Source organism: Aureispira anguillae (assembly GCF_026000115.1).
GTDB lineage: Bacteria > Bacteroidota > Bacteroidia > Chitinophagales > Saprospiraceae > Aureispira > Aureispira anguillae.
Window position 1 is genome coordinate 1,240,995 of the sequence record NZ_AP026867.1, and the last position, 15,504, is coordinate 1,256,498.

Annotated in this window: 15 protein-coding genes; 9 read left to right on the forward strand and 6 right to left on the reverse strand. The window is 35.6% G+C overall.

Annotated features, from left to right (window positions below; genetic code table 11):
• Positions 1 to 216 precede the first annotated feature (216 nt).
• The 3 genes from AsAng_RS04625 (at position 217) to AsAng_RS04635 (ending at position 3,066) form a co-directional block, all read left to right on the forward strand.
• Positions 217 to 432 carry a hypothetical protein gene (locus AsAng_RS04625; RefSeq protein ID WP_264791621.1) on the forward strand — a complete coding sequence of 72 codons (216 nt, stop codon included), beginning with the start codon at positions 217 to 219 and terminating at the stop codon, positions 430 to 432.
• A gap of 88 nt (positions 433 to 520) precedes the next feature.
• Entirely contained in the window at positions 521 to 2,050 is a 1,530-nt protein-coding gene (locus tag AsAng_RS04630; RefSeq protein WP_264791622.1) for a S8 family peptidase, read from the forward strand.
• A 53-nt stretch (positions 2,051 to 2,103) separates the two neighbouring features.
• The gene (locus tag AsAng_RS04635) at positions 2,104 to 3,066 is read left to right on the forward strand and encodes a hypothetical protein (RefSeq protein ID WP_264791623.1); all 963 of its coding nucleotides are present in this window, start codon (positions 2,104 to 2,106) and stop codon (positions 3,064 to 3,066) included.
• 72 nt (positions 3,067 to 3,138) lie between these two features.
• On the opposite strand, the gene AsAng_RS04640 is transcribed toward AsAng_RS04635, so the two are convergent.
• The 5 genes from AsAng_RS04640 to AsAng_RS04660 all read right to left on the reverse strand — a co-directional run bounded on the left by AsAng_RS04640 (position 3,139) and on the right by AsAng_RS04660 (position 9,195).
• Positions 3,139 to 3,552 carry a hypothetical protein gene (locus AsAng_RS04640; RefSeq protein WP_264791624.1) on the reverse strand — a complete coding sequence of 138 codons (414 nt, stop codon included), beginning with the start codon at positions 3,550 to 3,552 and terminating at the stop codon, positions 3,139 to 3,141.
• A 232-nt stretch (positions 3,553 to 3,784) separates the two neighbouring features.
• Positions 3,785 to 5,371 (reverse strand): hypothetical protein, encoded by a 1,587-nt coding sequence (locus tag AsAng_RS04645; RefSeq protein WP_264791625.1) that lies wholly within the window; start codon positions 5,369 to 5,371, stop codon positions 3,785 to 3,787.
• 127 nt (positions 5,372 to 5,498) lie between these two features.
• A complete protein-coding gene (locus AsAng_RS04650; protein ID WP_264791626.1) occupies positions 5,499 to 7,385 on the reverse strand; it encodes a TonB-dependent receptor plug domain-containing protein in 1,887 nt (628 codons plus the stop codon).
• Positions 7,386 to 7,510: 125 nt separating this feature from the next.
• Positions 7,511 to 8,494: a DUF4249 domain-containing protein gene (locus AsAng_RS04655; RefSeq protein WP_264791627.1), complete on the reverse strand. Its 984-nt coding sequence runs from the start codon at positions 8,492 to 8,494 to the stop codon at positions 7,511 to 7,513.
• Between the two features lie 149 nt (positions 8,495 to 8,643).
• The gene (locus AsAng_RS04660; RefSeq protein WP_264791628.1) at positions 8,644 to 9,195 is read right to left on the reverse strand and encodes a hypothetical protein; all 552 of its coding nucleotides are present in this window, start codon (positions 9,193 to 9,195) and stop codon (positions 8,644 to 8,646) included.
• Positions 9,196 to 9,500: 305 nt separating this feature from the next.
• Between AsAng_RS04660 and msrB the strand changes: the two genes are divergently transcribed.
• From msrB to AsAng_RS04675, 3 genes are all read left to right on the forward strand, one after another.
• The gene (gene msrB, locus AsAng_RS04665; protein WP_264791629.1) at positions 9,501 to 9,905 is read left to right on the forward strand and encodes a peptide-methionine (R)-S-oxide reductase MsrB; all 405 of its coding nucleotides are present in this window, start codon (positions 9,501 to 9,503) and stop codon (positions 9,903 to 9,905) included.
• Positions 9,906 to 9,968: 63 nt separating this feature from the next.
• A complete protein-coding gene (locus AsAng_RS04670; protein WP_264791630.1) occupies positions 9,969 to 10,676 on the forward strand; it encodes an ABC transporter ATP-binding protein in 708 nt (235 codons plus the stop codon).
• A 124-nt stretch (positions 10,677 to 10,800) separates the two neighbouring features.
• Positions 10,801 to 11,487, forward strand: coding sequence for a rhomboid family intramembrane serine protease (locus AsAng_RS04675; RefSeq protein ID WP_264791631.1), 687 nt, complete (start codon positions 10,801 to 10,803; stop codon positions 11,485 to 11,487).
• Here AsAng_RS04675 and AsAng_RS04680 read toward each other — a convergent pair whose 3' ends face one another.
• Entirely contained in the window at positions 11,488 to 12,396 is a 909-nt protein-coding gene (locus AsAng_RS04680) for a histone deacetylase family protein (protein WP_264791632.1), read from the reverse strand.
• A 416-nt stretch (positions 12,397 to 12,812) separates the two neighbouring features.
• Between AsAng_RS04680 and AsAng_RS04685 the strand changes: the two genes are divergently transcribed.
• The 3 genes from AsAng_RS04685 to AsAng_RS04695 all read left to right on the forward strand — a co-directional run bounded on the left by AsAng_RS04685 (position 12,813) and on the right by AsAng_RS04695 (position 15,414).
• Positions 12,813 to 13,415 (forward strand): hypothetical protein, encoded by a 603-nt coding sequence (locus tag AsAng_RS04685; RefSeq protein WP_264791633.1) that lies wholly within the window; start codon positions 12,813 to 12,815, stop codon positions 13,413 to 13,415.
• Between the two features lie 689 nt (positions 13,416 to 14,104).
• The gene (locus AsAng_RS04690) at positions 14,105 to 14,665 is read left to right on the forward strand and encodes a hypothetical protein (RefSeq protein WP_264791634.1); all 561 of its coding nucleotides are present in this window, start codon (positions 14,105 to 14,107) and stop codon (positions 14,663 to 14,665) included.
• Positions 14,666 to 14,943: 278 nt separating this feature from the next.
• The gene (locus AsAng_RS04695) at positions 14,944 to 15,414 is read left to right on the forward strand and encodes a DUF2441 domain-containing protein (RefSeq protein ID WP_264791635.1); all 471 of its coding nucleotides are present in this window, start codon (positions 14,944 to 14,946) and stop codon (positions 15,412 to 15,414) included.
• The last annotated feature ends 90 nt before the right edge of the window (positions 15,415 to 15,504 follow it).

The following is a 15,504-nucleotide window of genomic DNA, read 5'->3' on the forward strand; positions in this document are numbered from 1 at the left end:
AGATTCTTTTTATCGGATTCTGGTATTTATTCGTAGAAAAATAAGAAAAACTCTTATTTGGAGCAATCTATTTATCACAAATATACGTTATTATTAATAAAACTTACTGGTTCTTTTGCAAATCATGTAGAAACTTAGTAAGCCAATACAACCAATTGTAATAATGATCGCTATGATTTGGGGGATTCTCACAAATTATATAAATATAAAAACTCAATGAAAATTCAGGGGACAGTAAAATATCAAAATTTATCGGGTGGCTTTTGGGGGCTAATTGATCGTGATGGCAATAAATGGAAGCCTGTGGAAATGCCCCAAGAATTGCAGAAAGAAGGGATAAATGTTGAGATAAAAGCAAAAAAAGTGCTCGGAGGAATGTCAATTTTTATGTGGGGAACTACTATAAAAATTTTGGAGTTTACTATAATATAAAAGTTAGAGAAATAGTTGCTGCTATGGGGTAACTTTTATGTAAAGAAGACATTATTAAGTATAAGAATTGTTAAATACACAGATAAATATGTTCGCATTAATCTTATTTTTGACCGCTTTCGTTTCCTTATCACTATGGTTTTTGTTTAAGGAGAACAACGAAATTAGAGGATATTTTGGAAAGGCATTTATAGGCTCTTTTGCTTGCTATTTGGGTCTAGCATTTTTTATGCCAGGGGTCGTTTCTTGGACTGCATTGGCGGTTAATCTTGTCTTTCTATTTGGGGCAGGTTTATTTTTGAATACGTTTAGCAGTAGTAAGCTTATCTTTATTCCAATGTTGATTTTGATGACAATTGGTTATTACAATGGCGTTAGAGGGATCGATTGGTTCCCATTTTCTTCGTCTAGCACGGAGTCGCTAAAAATAGATGCTTTGGACCCTGATAGCGAATTGCTCTTAGAACTTAAGAATGGACATCAGTTGACGGAGTTGCAAAGCATCATAACAACTTATAATCTAAGTCTAGAACCTGCATTTGTTGTCAAAGATGGGGCAAATACAGATTTGGACGATTATTATGCGGTGAATATTCCAACAGAACAAATGGAGCAGTATGAGGAGATTATAGTAGCATTTGAAACAAGTGGTTTGATTGATCATATAGAAGGCAATGAAATTTTATCTTTAGATCCGATAGAGCAAGCTAAAGTACCTGCTCCCAAACGAAGAAGCCGCTATGCAGCTAATGACCCTGATATAGATAAAGTTTGGGGCTACGAGGCAATGGGAGTAGAGGGACTCTATAAATTGTTGGCAACAAAACAAGTACTTGCTAAAAAGAAGGCACGAATTGCAATTATTGACACAGGTGTAGACGGAGAACATGAAGATTTGAAATCAAATTTTGTCTCATTGGGTGCAGAACACGATACCGATCCTCATGGTCATGGAACGCATTGTGCTGGAATTGCTGCTGCTGTTTCTAACAATGCAAAGGGAATTGCTTCTTTTGCACCTAATAATAATTTTGTTGAAGTAACGAGTGTTAAGGTATTTGGAAAGTACGGAAATACAACACAGCGTACCATTATTAATGGAATGTTGCTTGCTGCGGATAATGGAGCAGATGTGTTGTCAATGTCCTTGGGGGGACCTACTTCAGCTCGTGCCCAACGTGCTTACAAAGACGCTGTAAAATATGCTAATCGAAAAGGAGCAATTGTAGTAGTGGCAGCAGGAAATGAAAACATTGATGCTCAAAAACGTGTTCCTGCTTCTGTGGATGGAGTAATTACAGTAGCAGCATTGGATGCTGAATTAAAAAAGGCTGTTTTTAGTAATGATGTAAGTGCTTTGAAAATGGGAATTGCTGCGCCTGGCGTTCAGGTTTATTCTACTATTCCCAACAATAATTATGAGTATTTTAATGGCACTTCTATGGCAACACCATATGTTGCAGGTTTGTTAGGATTGATGAAATCTATACAACCTGATTTAAATACACAACAAGCTTATAAAATACTGAAACAAACAGGGATGAATACTCGTAACACAAAAGCGACGGGTTTATTGATCAGTCCTGAAAATGCCGTTAAAAGTTTGTTAATAAAATAGACTCTTTGGCAATGTTTTTGATGCTTTATTAGTTAATAACTAACAGGAGGATTATGAATAAAACACTTTTTTATAACATCGTATTAACAACCTTACTAAGCATTGTGCTAGTGGGATGTGGAAGTGATGCTGCTCAAGTAGTTGTGAATGAACAAGGTAGTGTTAGTGGCGTTTACGCTGAAAATGCCTTAGAAACTTCAGCCACAAAAACTACACCTGATGAAGAAATGACGATTTCTGTCCCTATTCAAGAACATGAAATTCGTATTGTTCGAGCTAAAAACGAACAAAAACAAGCCAAGTTGTCGGATGCTAATGTTAAAGAATTAGAATCTTGGTGGGATAGCTTACCCAAACCTGTGCAGTCTCAGATAAAAGCTAAAAAAATTGATATAGAGGTTGTTTCTAAGATTCGCACCAATGATAAACAGGATATTAATCCTCAACTAAATGATTCTCAAATCGAGAATACTGGTGAAACTCTAGAGCAAATCATTGGCAAGGAAACAGAAATGAAGTATACGGTTAGTACTACCTTGATTGATGGTCAAAAAAATCCTCAAGAGGGAGAGCATGCTACTAATATTCGTCTGGTTAAACAGGTTCCTGTCAAATTACAAAAATTTACAGCCGATATTTTTATCCGAGAAAATGATGTCAATAATGACAATATTAGAACACTACAATATTGGTGGACAAACTTACCGCAAGACGTACGCAACAAAATAAAGAGAAGAGAAATAGTGCTTGATGTTGTTTGCCATACTGTAGAAGATATAGATGGTGCTAGAACAGAAGACTTAGCAGCAGCAGAAGATTTTGCAGCAGTAATGGGCGATGTTTTAAATAGAATGGTTGGGGTATACAAAGCGGGCAAAAAAGAATATTCTTTAGCTCAGATTAAGACCGCAACACAGCTAGAAAAAGCAACCGCTAAAAACTTAAAATTACCTGCTAAACAATATATAAAAATTTCTCTCCGTAAAAATAAAGCATTTATACCCAATTCTCTTTAGACGTACGTTTAGATCGAGGTATAAACAACAAGACTCATCCCGATTAGGAGATGAGTCTTGTTGTTTATGAATTTATTGTTTGGTCAATGTATGATCGTAATAATCGCCGTTGCTATCTGTAAACGTTATATTAATTGTTGTTGCTGTATGGGTAACAATATCAGCATCGCTAATATCTTGAAATACTAAAGAAGAATTACTAAAATCCATATCTAGTTTTGATCCATTGTTGTGAATTCTATACGTAAAATTAGACGTTAAGGTAGTGAATAAGTAAGGAACAGAGTAATTGCCACTACAGGTGCCCGTTGTGGGGTCAGCACAGGCATTAAATGTCCAAGTATCACCAGAGATCAAATCATTATTACCATTCTTAGTTCTTGCTGTGCTAGTCCAAGTTCCAGTTAAGGTTGGAGCAGGAGCAGGTTCGGGAGTACAGGCTAAAAATGATAAGCTTACTAAAAAAAATAATACGACGTTTTTCATTTTGTATATTTTATTGAGGAATGACTACGATCTATTTCGTAGATGTTAAAATTATTCTTATACTATTTCCTGTAATAAAAAGGAAAGAATTGATTTTTATTGTCTTACTCGGTTGCTTTTTTGTGAAAAAGCGATAAAATAATCCATTCTGCTTAGTCTCTTGTCTATTTTTATACTTGTAATCTATCGCATTTGGGAGCATTTAGCGCTTTATGCAAGACACTCCAACCCATTAATTAAAGCAATCACAGTAGATTTCTTCATCTTCGGTTCCATAAGTTACTTTTAAAGGACCTTCATATCTGCCCGTTTTATAATTATAAGATTGCTCATAAACCACATAATATTTATAGCATTTGCCTTCTCTAGCTGTACCTATTTCTGCTTTGATAACTCGTGTTGGCTTGTTTTCGCTGAAGTGTGTTATGGCTATTTTTTTGTAGTTAATCCCTTTGTTTTTTAAATGGTTTTTTAAAACCGCTAATGCTGTAGAATTATTAATGGGAGCAGCCATACAAAAAATGGGGTTGGTCTTAAAATTAACAGCTTTAGAGAAATCAATTTCAATATCTCCTGTTGCTAATATTTTTGAGCGGCTGGCATCTTCTTTATTGTCATAATCAAAGGCAACAACCTCTACGGTTAATTTACGTTTGCCAGATAATTTTCCCATTTTTAAGACTAAATTCTTAAACTGAGTTTGTTCTTCATGGGCGGGCTTGTCGATATATAAAGAGCCTCTAAACGTAATCCATTCACTAATAATTTTGGCATCCTCAGGAAAGTGAGCAATTCTTTCATTGTATAACCTCCTACGATAATAACCAACATGAACTAATTTTCCATCCAAGTAGTAATTGATTTTGTGATGAGGATAACAGCTATTGCCACTACCTTCGGTATCTAACCCTCCCTTATTATTGACCATTTTGGCAATTGTATTATAAATGGGTTGATCGTAATACACTCTAAAGCGAATAGCTTCACCAAAAGAAAAGCTGTTTTTTAATTTTGAGGCATCTACATTTTTTAGCTCAATGGTTTCATTAGAAAAAACAACCTTCCCAACATTATTCTTATGAAAATCTGTTTCAAAGTTAGCTACATCACTTTCTTTAACGAGTTTGAGTTGTCTACTCTGAAATTCATCTTCTTTATTTTTGGCATAAAGATCTTTGATTTTTTTTAATTTACTGTCAATAGACTCACTTTGATAACCAGAGTTTTGGTACTCCGTTAATTGAGTTTCATAATTTGTTTGTTTGGTTTGATCAACCGATTTGCGTTCTAAATCTCTTGCATGTTGGTCAAAAAAATCTTGAAAGGCACGAATCGTTTTATATTCTTTGATTTCTTTATCAAATTGAGCTTTGTAGGTGGCCTCTTGGTTTTGCATTTCTTTGAAGTAATTCTTTTCTCCCTCTCCATTGTCTTTTAGAAAAGTCAAATGTTTGTTTAGCACCTCAAATTCTTTGGTAACACGACCATCGTAAGCTTCTTTAGATTTCCAACCACTGTCTTTAAAATAACTTTTTAAGCTACCCAATGATGATTTTGCATTGCTATAATTTCTATAGACCATATCTCCCTCTTTGTATTGGGGCTTATCCGAGGCATGGCTATTAGATGAACTAGAGCTACTCTTTGAACTGGACGTTGAATTGGATTTTTCAACGGTTGTATTAGAAGCTTTGGTGCTTGTTTTTGCCGTTGTTTTTGGCTTTTTCTTAATTTTGAATCTTCCTATTTGGGCATTACTATTGGTGCTAATTACGAAGCAAAAGCAAAGTAATAAGCTAGTGATTATTTTGTAATTCATTCTTTATGATTTGTGTTTATAATTAATTCAGTAATTCAAAATTAATGGATTAATGATGCACAAATTGGCAGAATGTATAGATGTCTTAATCTAATGTACAGGTGAGAGTTTAGTCTTAACAACCGTTTTAAAGACCAATTCCTATCCCAAATTCAATTTGTTGCCAAGGCATTACCCTATTGCTAACAATTTGATAGTTCTCTCCAAAAAGATTGTTAATTTGGACATAAAAATTAGCACGAAAATTCTTTTGTTTTAATTGCTGGTTTATTCGTAAATGGCCCACCTGAAAAAAGGGAAGAAATTCGGTATTGGCATTGTCAATATAGCGAAGAGAAGTGAAGCTGTGTTGGTACAATAAGCTGGTTTGGCGATACTGGATTCGAATTTGAGCATTGGCATTGTGTTCAGGAGTGTAAATGAGCTGTTTGCCAATGGTTGCCCAATCTTGCCCCTGAGTACGAGTACTTTGGGTAAAGGCATAATTAGCACTAAAGAGGAATTTCCATTTTTTCCAGTTACTTTTTAATTGAATATTAAACTCCAAACCTTTCGCCCACACTTGTTCTACATTATCAGGCCGCCAGAGTCCTGCGGAATTGGGCGACCACAAAATCCAATCGTTGATAAGATTACAAAAACCATGAAGACTAGGGGTGATGAGAAGGCGTTTTAGTTGGATAGGGATAGAAAACCCCAACTCACTATTCCAACTATATTCTGGTCTTAAGTTCGGATTTCCCAAGACCTCCCAATACAAATCATTAAAGGTTGGCAGTCTATAATTATGAGATAGATTTAGGTTGACCTGAAATGTTTTGTGCCATTTCCATACATTGCCCAAGGAAACAGCAGGACTGATAAAACGACCATCAACAACTTCTTCTCGCAACGAAATACTACTTTGCCATTTACGATTTTTTGTGGTAAATTTATAAGCAGCAAATAAGGCTATACGATGTTGTTGAGGCACAAGTTGATAACCCGCAGAAATAGCTTTGTAAAAGCTGTAATTGATTCCTGTATTTAATAAATGCTGTTCATGAAGATACCATTTATGCTCTATTTCTGTAATAGAACTTAGGATCTTGCTCAAGGAATTAACAGCATCGTTTTGAAAGTGCAGCGTTTCTAAAAAAAGAGCTGTTCGAGCTTTCCATATTTGTTGCTGATGAATCCATTTCCAATGAGCAACCAAGCGCAGCGTCTCATCTTTTTGAAGATCGGTACTAGTGTTTAATAATAGAGGAGGAGGAATTTGGCGATTACTTTTTTGGTACCAAGCTTTTGCCCCCAAAGTATGTTTTTTGATTTTAAATTCATGTTCTTGCAAGATGCCCCATTGTTTTAGAGCAGCATTGGTTTGTTGTTTGATGGGTTTGGGCGAACCAAAGGCATTAATATCCTTAAAAGGGTAGTTATTGCGGGCATTGCGATAAAAAGAACGGACACTTCCTGCATACCATTGGTTGCTGTAGCTTAATTTTAGCTCTTGCCCAAACGCTTCAAAACTACCAACGTGCAAATTCCCTTCAAAATGCCAGCCTTTATTAAAGGCATTATGGCTGCCTAAATGCAAGGCTCCACCAATTGAACTATTGCCAAATAAGGCTGATTCTCCGCCATATTGTATATCTACATAGTCTACAAAGGCAGTTGGGAGTAGCGAAATATCAGCTTGCCCAAGCATCGGGCTTTGAATGTTAAACCCTTCCCAAAGAACGGCGGTATGGCTGGCTCCTCCTCCTCGTCCTGACAGACTACTAATACCACTAGGGCCATAATTTTTAACAAAAAAAGTACTTTCTAGTTGCAAGACTTGCGCTAAATTCCGAGAACCATAAGTCCGCAAAATGTCTTTTCCTAAATAGTTGCTATTGTGCCCTAAACCAAAGGTGGATAAACGTTTTTGTTCGACAACAATCGTATCACTTTGATCTTTTAAGGGAAGGCTATCTTGCTGCGCATTAGAATAATAGGCTAAAAATAGTAATATGATGGCGTTAAATTTCATTCCCGTTGTTTTGTGGGAGCAAAATTAGTGAATTATTAGGGGATATTACGATTTAAAATAGGGCTTATTCCAAAATGATTATTTAGCCATCTTGTTTGCACATATAATTCAAGCTCACTACGGCTTTACTCAGGAATGATAAGGGTTTTTTCACGATAAGAAATACCGCCCCAGATTCCCAAACCACCTTTGATATTGGATTCAATGCGTGTATACGTTCCAAATGGTCCCTGAGACCCCGTATTGTATTCTGAAGTTTGCCAAAAACGAAAATGGGCATAATCAAGACAGGCTGCTCGAATGGTTACCGTATCTCCACGCCAAAAATAACCAAAGGTATCAAAGTCGAAATCGCCCAAGGGGTCTTGTCCTCTCAAAATGGCAAAACTAAAGCCTTGACCTTCAAAAATAGTATCATCACTAACCGAACCATTAATGCCTCGTGCACTAGCTGAATACATAGGCTCTCTATTTCGTTGAGAAAAACTGCGATAATAGTTCGGTCCAATAGGGTCTTGAAAATAGGCTAGAACTTCTACCAAAGAATCATTGGCAGGGTAACTAGGATGATTAATATAGGTCAAAGAATCAATTGGAACAGAGTAGGGAATTGTAGTGCTAGAGGTGATGGTGCCAAAATCTTCGGTTTTTATTTCCAAATCATATTGCCCTCCTTCTTCTATATTCAGTCCCAAACCAACAATTCCCAGAAGATCGGTATAAACACAAACATCGAGATCAATAGAATCTATATCGAAGGCTGGCAAACCAATGGCTTGCGCAATGGCATCTCTTAATGGAGCAGGTAAAATTTGTAAATCGCTGACACAAAACTCTTGCAACTGCACGCTATTGGTTCCATCTGAAATAGAAACTTGGGCATTGTGTACAAACAAATCGTTGAGTAAGTCCGAACCAATCGTAGCGGTATATTCTATGCTTTTGGTGAGAATAACATAAGGGGGTAATGCATTGGGACCTTTTGAAATATAACCCTCAACAACTAGTTCTGGTTCATCAAAGGTAGTTTCTGGAATAAACTCTTTTTCACAAGAACTAGATAAAAGAATGGTAATGGATAAAAGCACCAAATAGGAGATCGTTTTCATTGCTATTTCAGTTAAAAGCACCAAAAGATTTATAAATACAATTAGGTAATAAAATTAAAGAGGATTTGTTCATTCTAAAAGGCTGATTTCTTAGAACAGACAACACGCAACAATAATCGTACTAAATAAGTAGATGGCAGTTTTATAGTTTAGATGATGATAAAATGGAATAACAAGGTTGTAACGAGCCAGTAAATAAAAAGGGTACTGGCGTAAAGTAGTTTTTGTTGATGCTGAAAATACAACGAAATTAATAAACAGCCTGCTACATACCATGAAAATAACGCACCCCAAGTAAAAATAATTAGAAAAATTTTTTCTAATGTTAGTTTTAGTATAGTTCCCCAAAGACAAAAAAGATAATAGGGGATTATAATCAAACACCAAAGCAAAAGAGGTGTCAAAGTCGTCTTGCCAATCGAACCTTGATAAAATAAGTAGAGTTGTTTTTGCAAAAAATGATTGGGAATAACAGCCAGTAAGGTAATTCCTCCTGCAAGAAAAATAGTTCGAAAATCAATACTAATTACTTTTTGTTCTCCAATTGGCAAATTACCAAAGGTCTCCCCAATACCAGCATAAACCACTAAGAAAATAAGGAAGAAAAGGAGGTACTGAATGATTCCCTTTATGGGGAGCGCAATACTTGGAGTGGCAGACTTAGGAGGATTATGGAGCTGTTCGTCTAGAGGGTCATTCATTTTTGTCGATTTTATATCAGGTATCTAAAGATACAATTGTATCTTTATTAATGCTTAGTTTTGCTTAGTTACTTTCTATAGCCTAGAACGATAATCATTTTTTTTTGTTGTAAATAAAAATGATAAGTAACCGTTCACAATAATTTATAGGAAAAAATAAATCTTTTTGCACTACTCTTCATCAAAAAGTTTTGTCTTAGCTTGCTAAAACTTCAACTTTTTTCTTTGATTAGCACTAAAAACAATTATTTTTTTTACCTATACTTTTTTATGTCCGCTTACTTAAAACTAAAGCAAGCACTTTTATGAAAAAAATAAAAAAGACAGAAACGGAATGGAAGGCACAGTTGTCTGATGCCGAATATCATGTATTGAGAGAGGCAGGAACCGAGCGGGCTTTTACGGGCAAATATTATGATCATGAAGAAGAAGGAACCTATCTTTGTAATGCTTGTAAAACGCCTTTGTTTGATGCTACCAATAAATATCATTCAGGTTGCGGTTGGCCTTCTTTTTGGGGAGAATTGGAAACGGCAAAGATTACCCAAAAGTTGGACAAAAGCCATGGCATGACACGTGTAGAATTGATTTGTTCCTGTTGTGATAGCCATTTGGGGCATATTTTTAACGATGGTCCTCCACCTAGTGGTGTGCGGTATTGCATCAATTCAGTTTGTCTAGAATTTGTATCGAACCATGGTACTCCGTAAAAATCATATTGGATGCATTGAAGTTGTTCAAAAATGAACGGAGTGTTATACTAAAAAAATAAAATGCAAAAAGTTATTGATATTAAGGAAGTTAAGAAAGTGTACCAGATGGGCGAACAAGTGGTTCATGCTTTGAGAGGAATTACCTTAAACATCCAAAAAAATGAATACGTTGCTTTGATGGGACCTTCTGGCTCTGGCAAATCAACCTTAATGAATATGCTAGGCTGTTTGGACACCCCTACAGATGGTACTTATTTGTTGAATAGTCAAAATGTATCTACGTTGGTAGACGATGAATTAGCAGAAATACGGAATAAAGAAATTGGCTTTGTGTTTCAAACGTTTAATTTAATTCCGAGATTATCTTCTTTAGAAAACGTGGCCTTGCCCTTGGTCTATTCTGGAATGAAAAAATCTGAGCGTTTGGCAAAGGCACAAAAAGTATTGGAATCGGTTGGTTTGGGAGATCGAGTGGATCACAAGCCCAACGAATTGTCGGGAGGACAACGCCAACGGGTTGCTGTTGCTCGTGCTTTGGTTAATGATCCATCGATTATATTAGCGGATGAGCCAACAGGAAACCTAGATTCTAAAACCTCCATTGAAATTATGGCTCTGTTTGAAAAAATTCACAACAATGGGAATACCGTAATCTTAGTCACTCATGAGCCTGACATTGCAGAACATGCGCACAGAATTATTCGTCTGAAGGACGGACTAATTGAAAGCGACATCCAAAATGAGCATGTTATCAGTGCCATAAAATAAGGAACATAAGTACTCGTTTTATTGGGTAAACAGAACATTTTAAATGTAAAGATTTATCTCATGTGAGATAAATACTATCTTTGTTTTTCTATTGTTACATCTTCTTCTTAATAAAAGACAATCCATGAATAGTTTATTTTTGATGGGAAATGAACCTTCTTTGTACGAAGCGCCACTGACTTATTTGATTTTAGCGATTACTGTTTATTCTTCTTATCGTTGTATGGATGACCATTATGAAAAGGAAAAATTTATGTTTATTCCTTATGTTATCCAAAAAGACCAACAGTGGTATCGTTTTTTTAGCCATGGTTTAGTACATGCCAATTGGATGCACCTTTTGTTCAATGCATATGTTTTGTTAATGTTTGGGGGAGTGGTCGAAGTGCAGTTGAAACACAGCAGTATTTTTGGCGTATTAGGACCAATGGTTTATTTGGCACTGTATATTTCAGGTTTATTAATGTCCTCTGTTTATTCATTTTATAAGCATCGGGAAAATAGAGGTTATGCAGCTTTAGGAGCTTCTGGAGCCGTGTCAAGTGTTGTTTTTGCATCTATTTTGTTGCAACCAACAGCAGGAATGGGACTTATTTTTTTACCAGGAATTTATTTGCCGTCGGTACTATTTGGCTTGTTGTATTTGTTGTATTCAGTGTATATGAGCAAGAAAGGAACCGATAATATTGGACACGATGCGCATTATTGGGGAGCGGTTTGGGGATTTGTATTCTTGGTTGTGGCAAAGCCGTCTTTGTTTATGCTTTTTTTAGAACAAATCCGCTATTACATGCTTTATATAATGGGTTAATTAATGGTCAAAAAAAACTTCTTGTGCAACCAAGAACGTGTTACAATGAGCATCAACAATCTGTGCTAATTTGGGCGAATATCCGCCGCCCATGCTAACGGCTATGGGGACATTGGCAGCCTTACAATATTCAAAGACCATTTGATCTCGTTTTTTGCAACCTTCTAAGGTCAACCCTAAGCGTCCTAATTTATCCGATTGCAAAACATCAACACCAGATAGATAAAAGACTAGATCTGGCTGGACTTGTTGCAATAGGGCAGGAAGATATTCTTGGACTAAATCAAGATAGGGAGCATCCTCTAGTCCGTCAACCAGTGGAACATCTAAATCAGAAACCTCTTTTTGTAGTGGATAGTTTTTGGCACCATGCATAGAAAAAGTAAATACCCTAGGTTCTTTTTCAAAAATTTTGGCGGTGCCATTGCCTTGGTGGACATCCAAATCAACAATTAATATTTGATGAACAAGTTGATGGTCTAATAAATAATTAGAAGCAATGGCAAAATCATTTAAAACACAAAAACCTTCTCCCTTATCTTTGAAAGAATGATGGGTGCCGCCTGCAACATTCATAGCAACGCCATATTTAAGCGCATAGAGTGCGCAATCAATTGTTCCCTGAGCAATTACTCGCCCCCTTTCAATTAAAGCCTTATGAATGGGAAAGCCGATCTTTCGTGCCGCTTTGGGAGGAATAGTGAGCTCCTTTAGGCTTTTCCAATATGCTGCACAGTGAGTTCTTAAGATCCATTTTTCTTCTAAGGGAACGGGTTCAAAAAATTGAACTTCTTCAACAATTCCTTGATGCAATAATTGAGCTGGAATTAACTCATATTTAGCCATAGGAAAACGATGCCCCTCTGGTAATTCATACTTGTAAATGGATGAAAATGCAATTTTTAGCATAAGAAATGAAGTTCTAAAATATGGATGTTTTTATTCTGTAATAATAATGTATATCAACAGTTCAGGTATCTTTTCTGTTCATTTTAATCTGATAAATTGAATTTGTTGTGCTTGAAAACCTATAAAAATTAGAATATCTTTTTATTTCAATTCGCTCTTTGACAAATCGTGTGGAAATTTTAATTAACGTCTTTAATATGCCGTTTGGGTATTAGATTTTAGAGCTTAGATCGCTTCGCTTTTAGACTATATAGGTATGAATTGCAACTATATAGTCTAAAAGCGAAGCGATCTAAAAACAACGTGATCTAGGCTCTAATATCCAAAAATAGAAGCATTTTACCTTACGTTTTACGATTAGTACACAATTTGTCAAAGAACCATTCAATTTATTAACCAATTTAAAATCAATCAATATGAAAAGGTACCTATTTTTATTGTTTCTACTGAACCTTTCTTTTCAAAATATAAATGCCCAAGTTGACCCAATCCTAAAAAACGGATTTTGGTTTGATCTCAACTTTGGTATTGTACAAAAGCATGAAGAAGTTGCTGTTCCCTGCGGAAGTAGAGGTCTTGGCTGTAATAAATGGGGGCGAACAACGGTACCTGCTGCTTGGGCAAGAGGTTTTGCTTTACATGCAAAAGTAGGCAATAAATGGTATTATCCTAAAGGAAAATCTTATCAATTAGGATTTCAATTCACTTGGTTAGGAGGTGGGAAAGATATCTGGGGAGGAGGAGGTTGGTATGTTGATATAGGGGCTTTGGGGTTTTGCAGTGTTTTTAAATTGAATGAAAAAACAGGAATTGAGGCAAATTTTAATGTGGGACCTTCTGTTTATGTAACCGATGTGGGGTATCTTGGTGTAGAGGGGAATATAGCACTAAAATACCGTATAGGCTATTTAGCCATAGGGACTAACTTTCGTTATTTTAGAGGAAAATATGGCGTTTATAATGATCGAGATCCAATTCATATTTTTAATGTTTTCCTGAGTTTAGGCTGCAAGTTTTAGGATTAACGTTTAGTTGGGGAAGAACTAGAAATTAGCAGATTTAAGTATGAACGAAGTGAACAAATAGCTGGTTTATTGCATTGTCTCAGCCTCTTCCAGTTTGTTCCTTATGAGCCTTTTTCTCTCCCTCCAATCATTATTCCATTTTGCTTAATGCATTACTCCGTTGAAAAACATCTTGTATTCGATTGATTATTTGAATTTTAAATCCTGCTAATCCTTTGGTATGCTATACCAAGGATACTCGTTCGTTTTGCTCGTGAGCCAGCAAGCTGGGCTTGTCCTATACTCAATATTTTTTTATTTATAAATAAAAAGTGATTACCTATTCATAAATAAGGTATAGAGTTAGTGTAGTTTGAAAAAGCTGCTTTTTTTGAGGAAAATAAGTGCAATTATTTTATCAACAACAAAGATTTTTACACTTTTGACGTGTTTTTACGTTAAATAACGCATTTAAAAGTTGTTGAATGTATTTATAATATGTAAATTTATATAATTGGAATGAATCCTCTTGATTTTCAGTAGTAAAATTGTTGAATGAAGGTAAGGAAAGAGATGTACCCCCATAGCATATGCTTGTCATCGACAGACAAATTTCTAAGCCTAAAAAAATTATTAATCGTCGGATAAAGCTGAACAACGACCTAAAAAAAGAAAGTAAGCATCAATTAAAACTATATTTAAATATGAAAAAGAATTTTTTTTTCTGGGGAACGATGGCATTAATTCTAGTATTATCTGCTTCTTGTAAAAAAGAAGAAGTTCTAGAGACCGCAATCCACGAAGAATCCAAGGTAGAAACCTTGGCAACCACTAGCAATTTTAGAGGTGGACCAATACTTGTTTTAAGACCATACGTGGAAGTATCTGGGCTTTGTTATGGTACTAATCATTCTGGTAATTCTTATGAAACATTGGTCTATGTTACAGGGACAAGGCCTTACCACCGCAAAGTGACAGTATTCGGCTGGAAAAATGCTAACATGTCGTCTATTCCTAACACCTATACCATTGATATTCCCGCAAATTCGACGACCTCTAGCAGAGTAAATACCTTCCCCGATGCAACAGCACGTTACAATTCTATTAAAGTAGAAATCAACCAAGTGCTCAAGCAGGATGCTTCTGGGTTATGGGTTACGGATGGAGCTGCTGATAGAACTACTGCTACTATTCCTGTTCAAAATTGTTACCAAGGAAATGGTTTTGGTAATAATAATGGTGGAGGTATTGGATTTACACCATAAAATAAGTTAAAAATTGTTGCAATGAGATATGGATTAAGAATAAAATTAAAATCCTATCATTCGCAGACCTACTAAAACGGTACAGCTTGATTTTTAAATCAAGCTGTACTTTTTGTTTTTAGGGATGGAAGACTATTAGCGGCGCTATTTTTTAGTGCATCAACAACTTCTAAGTTTTGAAGAGAGAAAAACTAGAAATATGTAGATACTTTCTTAATTTTGGTAGCTTAGTATACGTAACGATAATATTCAAGCTATTTAACTAGTATTGTACGATTATGAAGTTTTATCATGTATCACATCGAAAATTGAGAGAAGGCACCATATTAACGATTGGTGTTTATGGTGAACGGATTCGCAGGCACGATTTTGTCAAAGATTATTATTCGACTTATATTAAAGAAGAAATTTTTGAATCAATCCGATCTTTAAATTACCCTGCTTTACCGTCAAGGTTAAATTGTGTGTTTTTATTTGCTGAATTAGCCACAGCTAAAGCGTTTTATGGCAATAAGGGGCGTTATAATGACTATGTTTATGAAGTGGAAATAGAAGAAGGCGAGCCATTGACCGTAGAGATGGATCTATTGTGTTGTGATGGAGTGAGTTATCAAGAAATTTGCAATTGCGCTCATAAGTATTGGGAGCAAATTCGGCATCCTAATAGTAGTACTTTGGAAGTTTTGTTGGCAGGTAAAGCAAAAGTCAAAAAAATGGTTCTAGCTCCTTCGAATATTTGGGATTTGTAAAAATAGTAGTAGATTTGAACTTTAGTATACCCCGATACCCTTAATTTTATCTATAAGAACTTACTAATCCTTTTATAAAATACGTTCAAA

Coding starts and splice junctions, on each gene's coding strand:
- AsAng_RS04685 (WP_264791633.1), top strand. CDS start 12,813: ATGAAAAGGTACCTATTTTTATTGTTTCTACTGAACCTTTCTTTTCAA.
- AsAng_RS04690 (WP_264791634.1), top strand. CDS start 14,105: ATGAAAAAGAATTTTTTTTTCTGGGGAACGATGGCATTAATTCTAGTA.
- AsAng_RS04680 (WP_264791632.1), bottom strand. CDS start 12,396: ATGCTAAAAATTGCATTTTCATCCATTTACAAGTATGAATTACCAGAG.
- AsAng_RS04660 (WP_264791628.1), bottom strand. CDS start 9,195: ATGAATGACCCTCTAGACGAACAGCTCCATAATCCTCCTAAGTCTGCC.
- AsAng_RS04675 (WP_264791631.1), top strand. CDS start 10,801: ATGAATAGTTTATTTTTGATGGGAAATGAACCTTCTTTGTACGAAGCG.
- msrB (WP_264791629.1), top strand. CDS start 9,501: ATGAAAAAAATAAAAAAGACAGAAACGGAATGGAAGGCACAGTTGTCT.
- AsAng_RS04630 (WP_264791622.1), top strand. CDS start 521: ATGTTCGCATTAATCTTATTTTTGACCGCTTTCGTTTCCTTATCACTA.
- AsAng_RS04640 (WP_264791624.1), bottom strand. CDS start 3,552: ATGAAAAACGTCGTATTATTTTTTTTAGTAAGCTTATCATTTTTAGCC.
- AsAng_RS04655 (WP_264791627.1), bottom strand. CDS start 8,494: ATGAAAACGATCTCCTATTTGGTGCTTTTATCCATTACCATTCTTTTA.
- AsAng_RS04670 (WP_264791630.1), top strand. CDS start 9,969: ATGCAAAAAGTTATTGATATTAAGGAAGTTAAGAAAGTGTACCAGATG.
- AsAng_RS04625 (WP_264791621.1), top strand. CDS start 217: ATGAAAATTCAGGGGACAGTAAAATATCAAAATTTATCGGGTGGCTTT.
- AsAng_RS04650 (WP_264791626.1), bottom strand. CDS start 7,385: ATGAAATTTAACGCCATCATATTACTATTTTTAGCCTATTATTCTAAT.
- AsAng_RS04635 (WP_264791623.1), top strand. CDS start 2,104: ATGAATAAAACACTTTTTTATAACATCGTATTAACAACCTTACTAAGC.
- AsAng_RS04645 (WP_264791625.1), bottom strand. CDS start 5,371: ATGAATTACAAAATAATCACTAGCTTATTACTTTGCTTTTGCTTCGTA.
- AsAng_RS04695 (WP_264791635.1), top strand. CDS start 14,944: ATGAAGTTTTATCATGTATCACATCGAAAATTGAGAGAAGGCACCATA.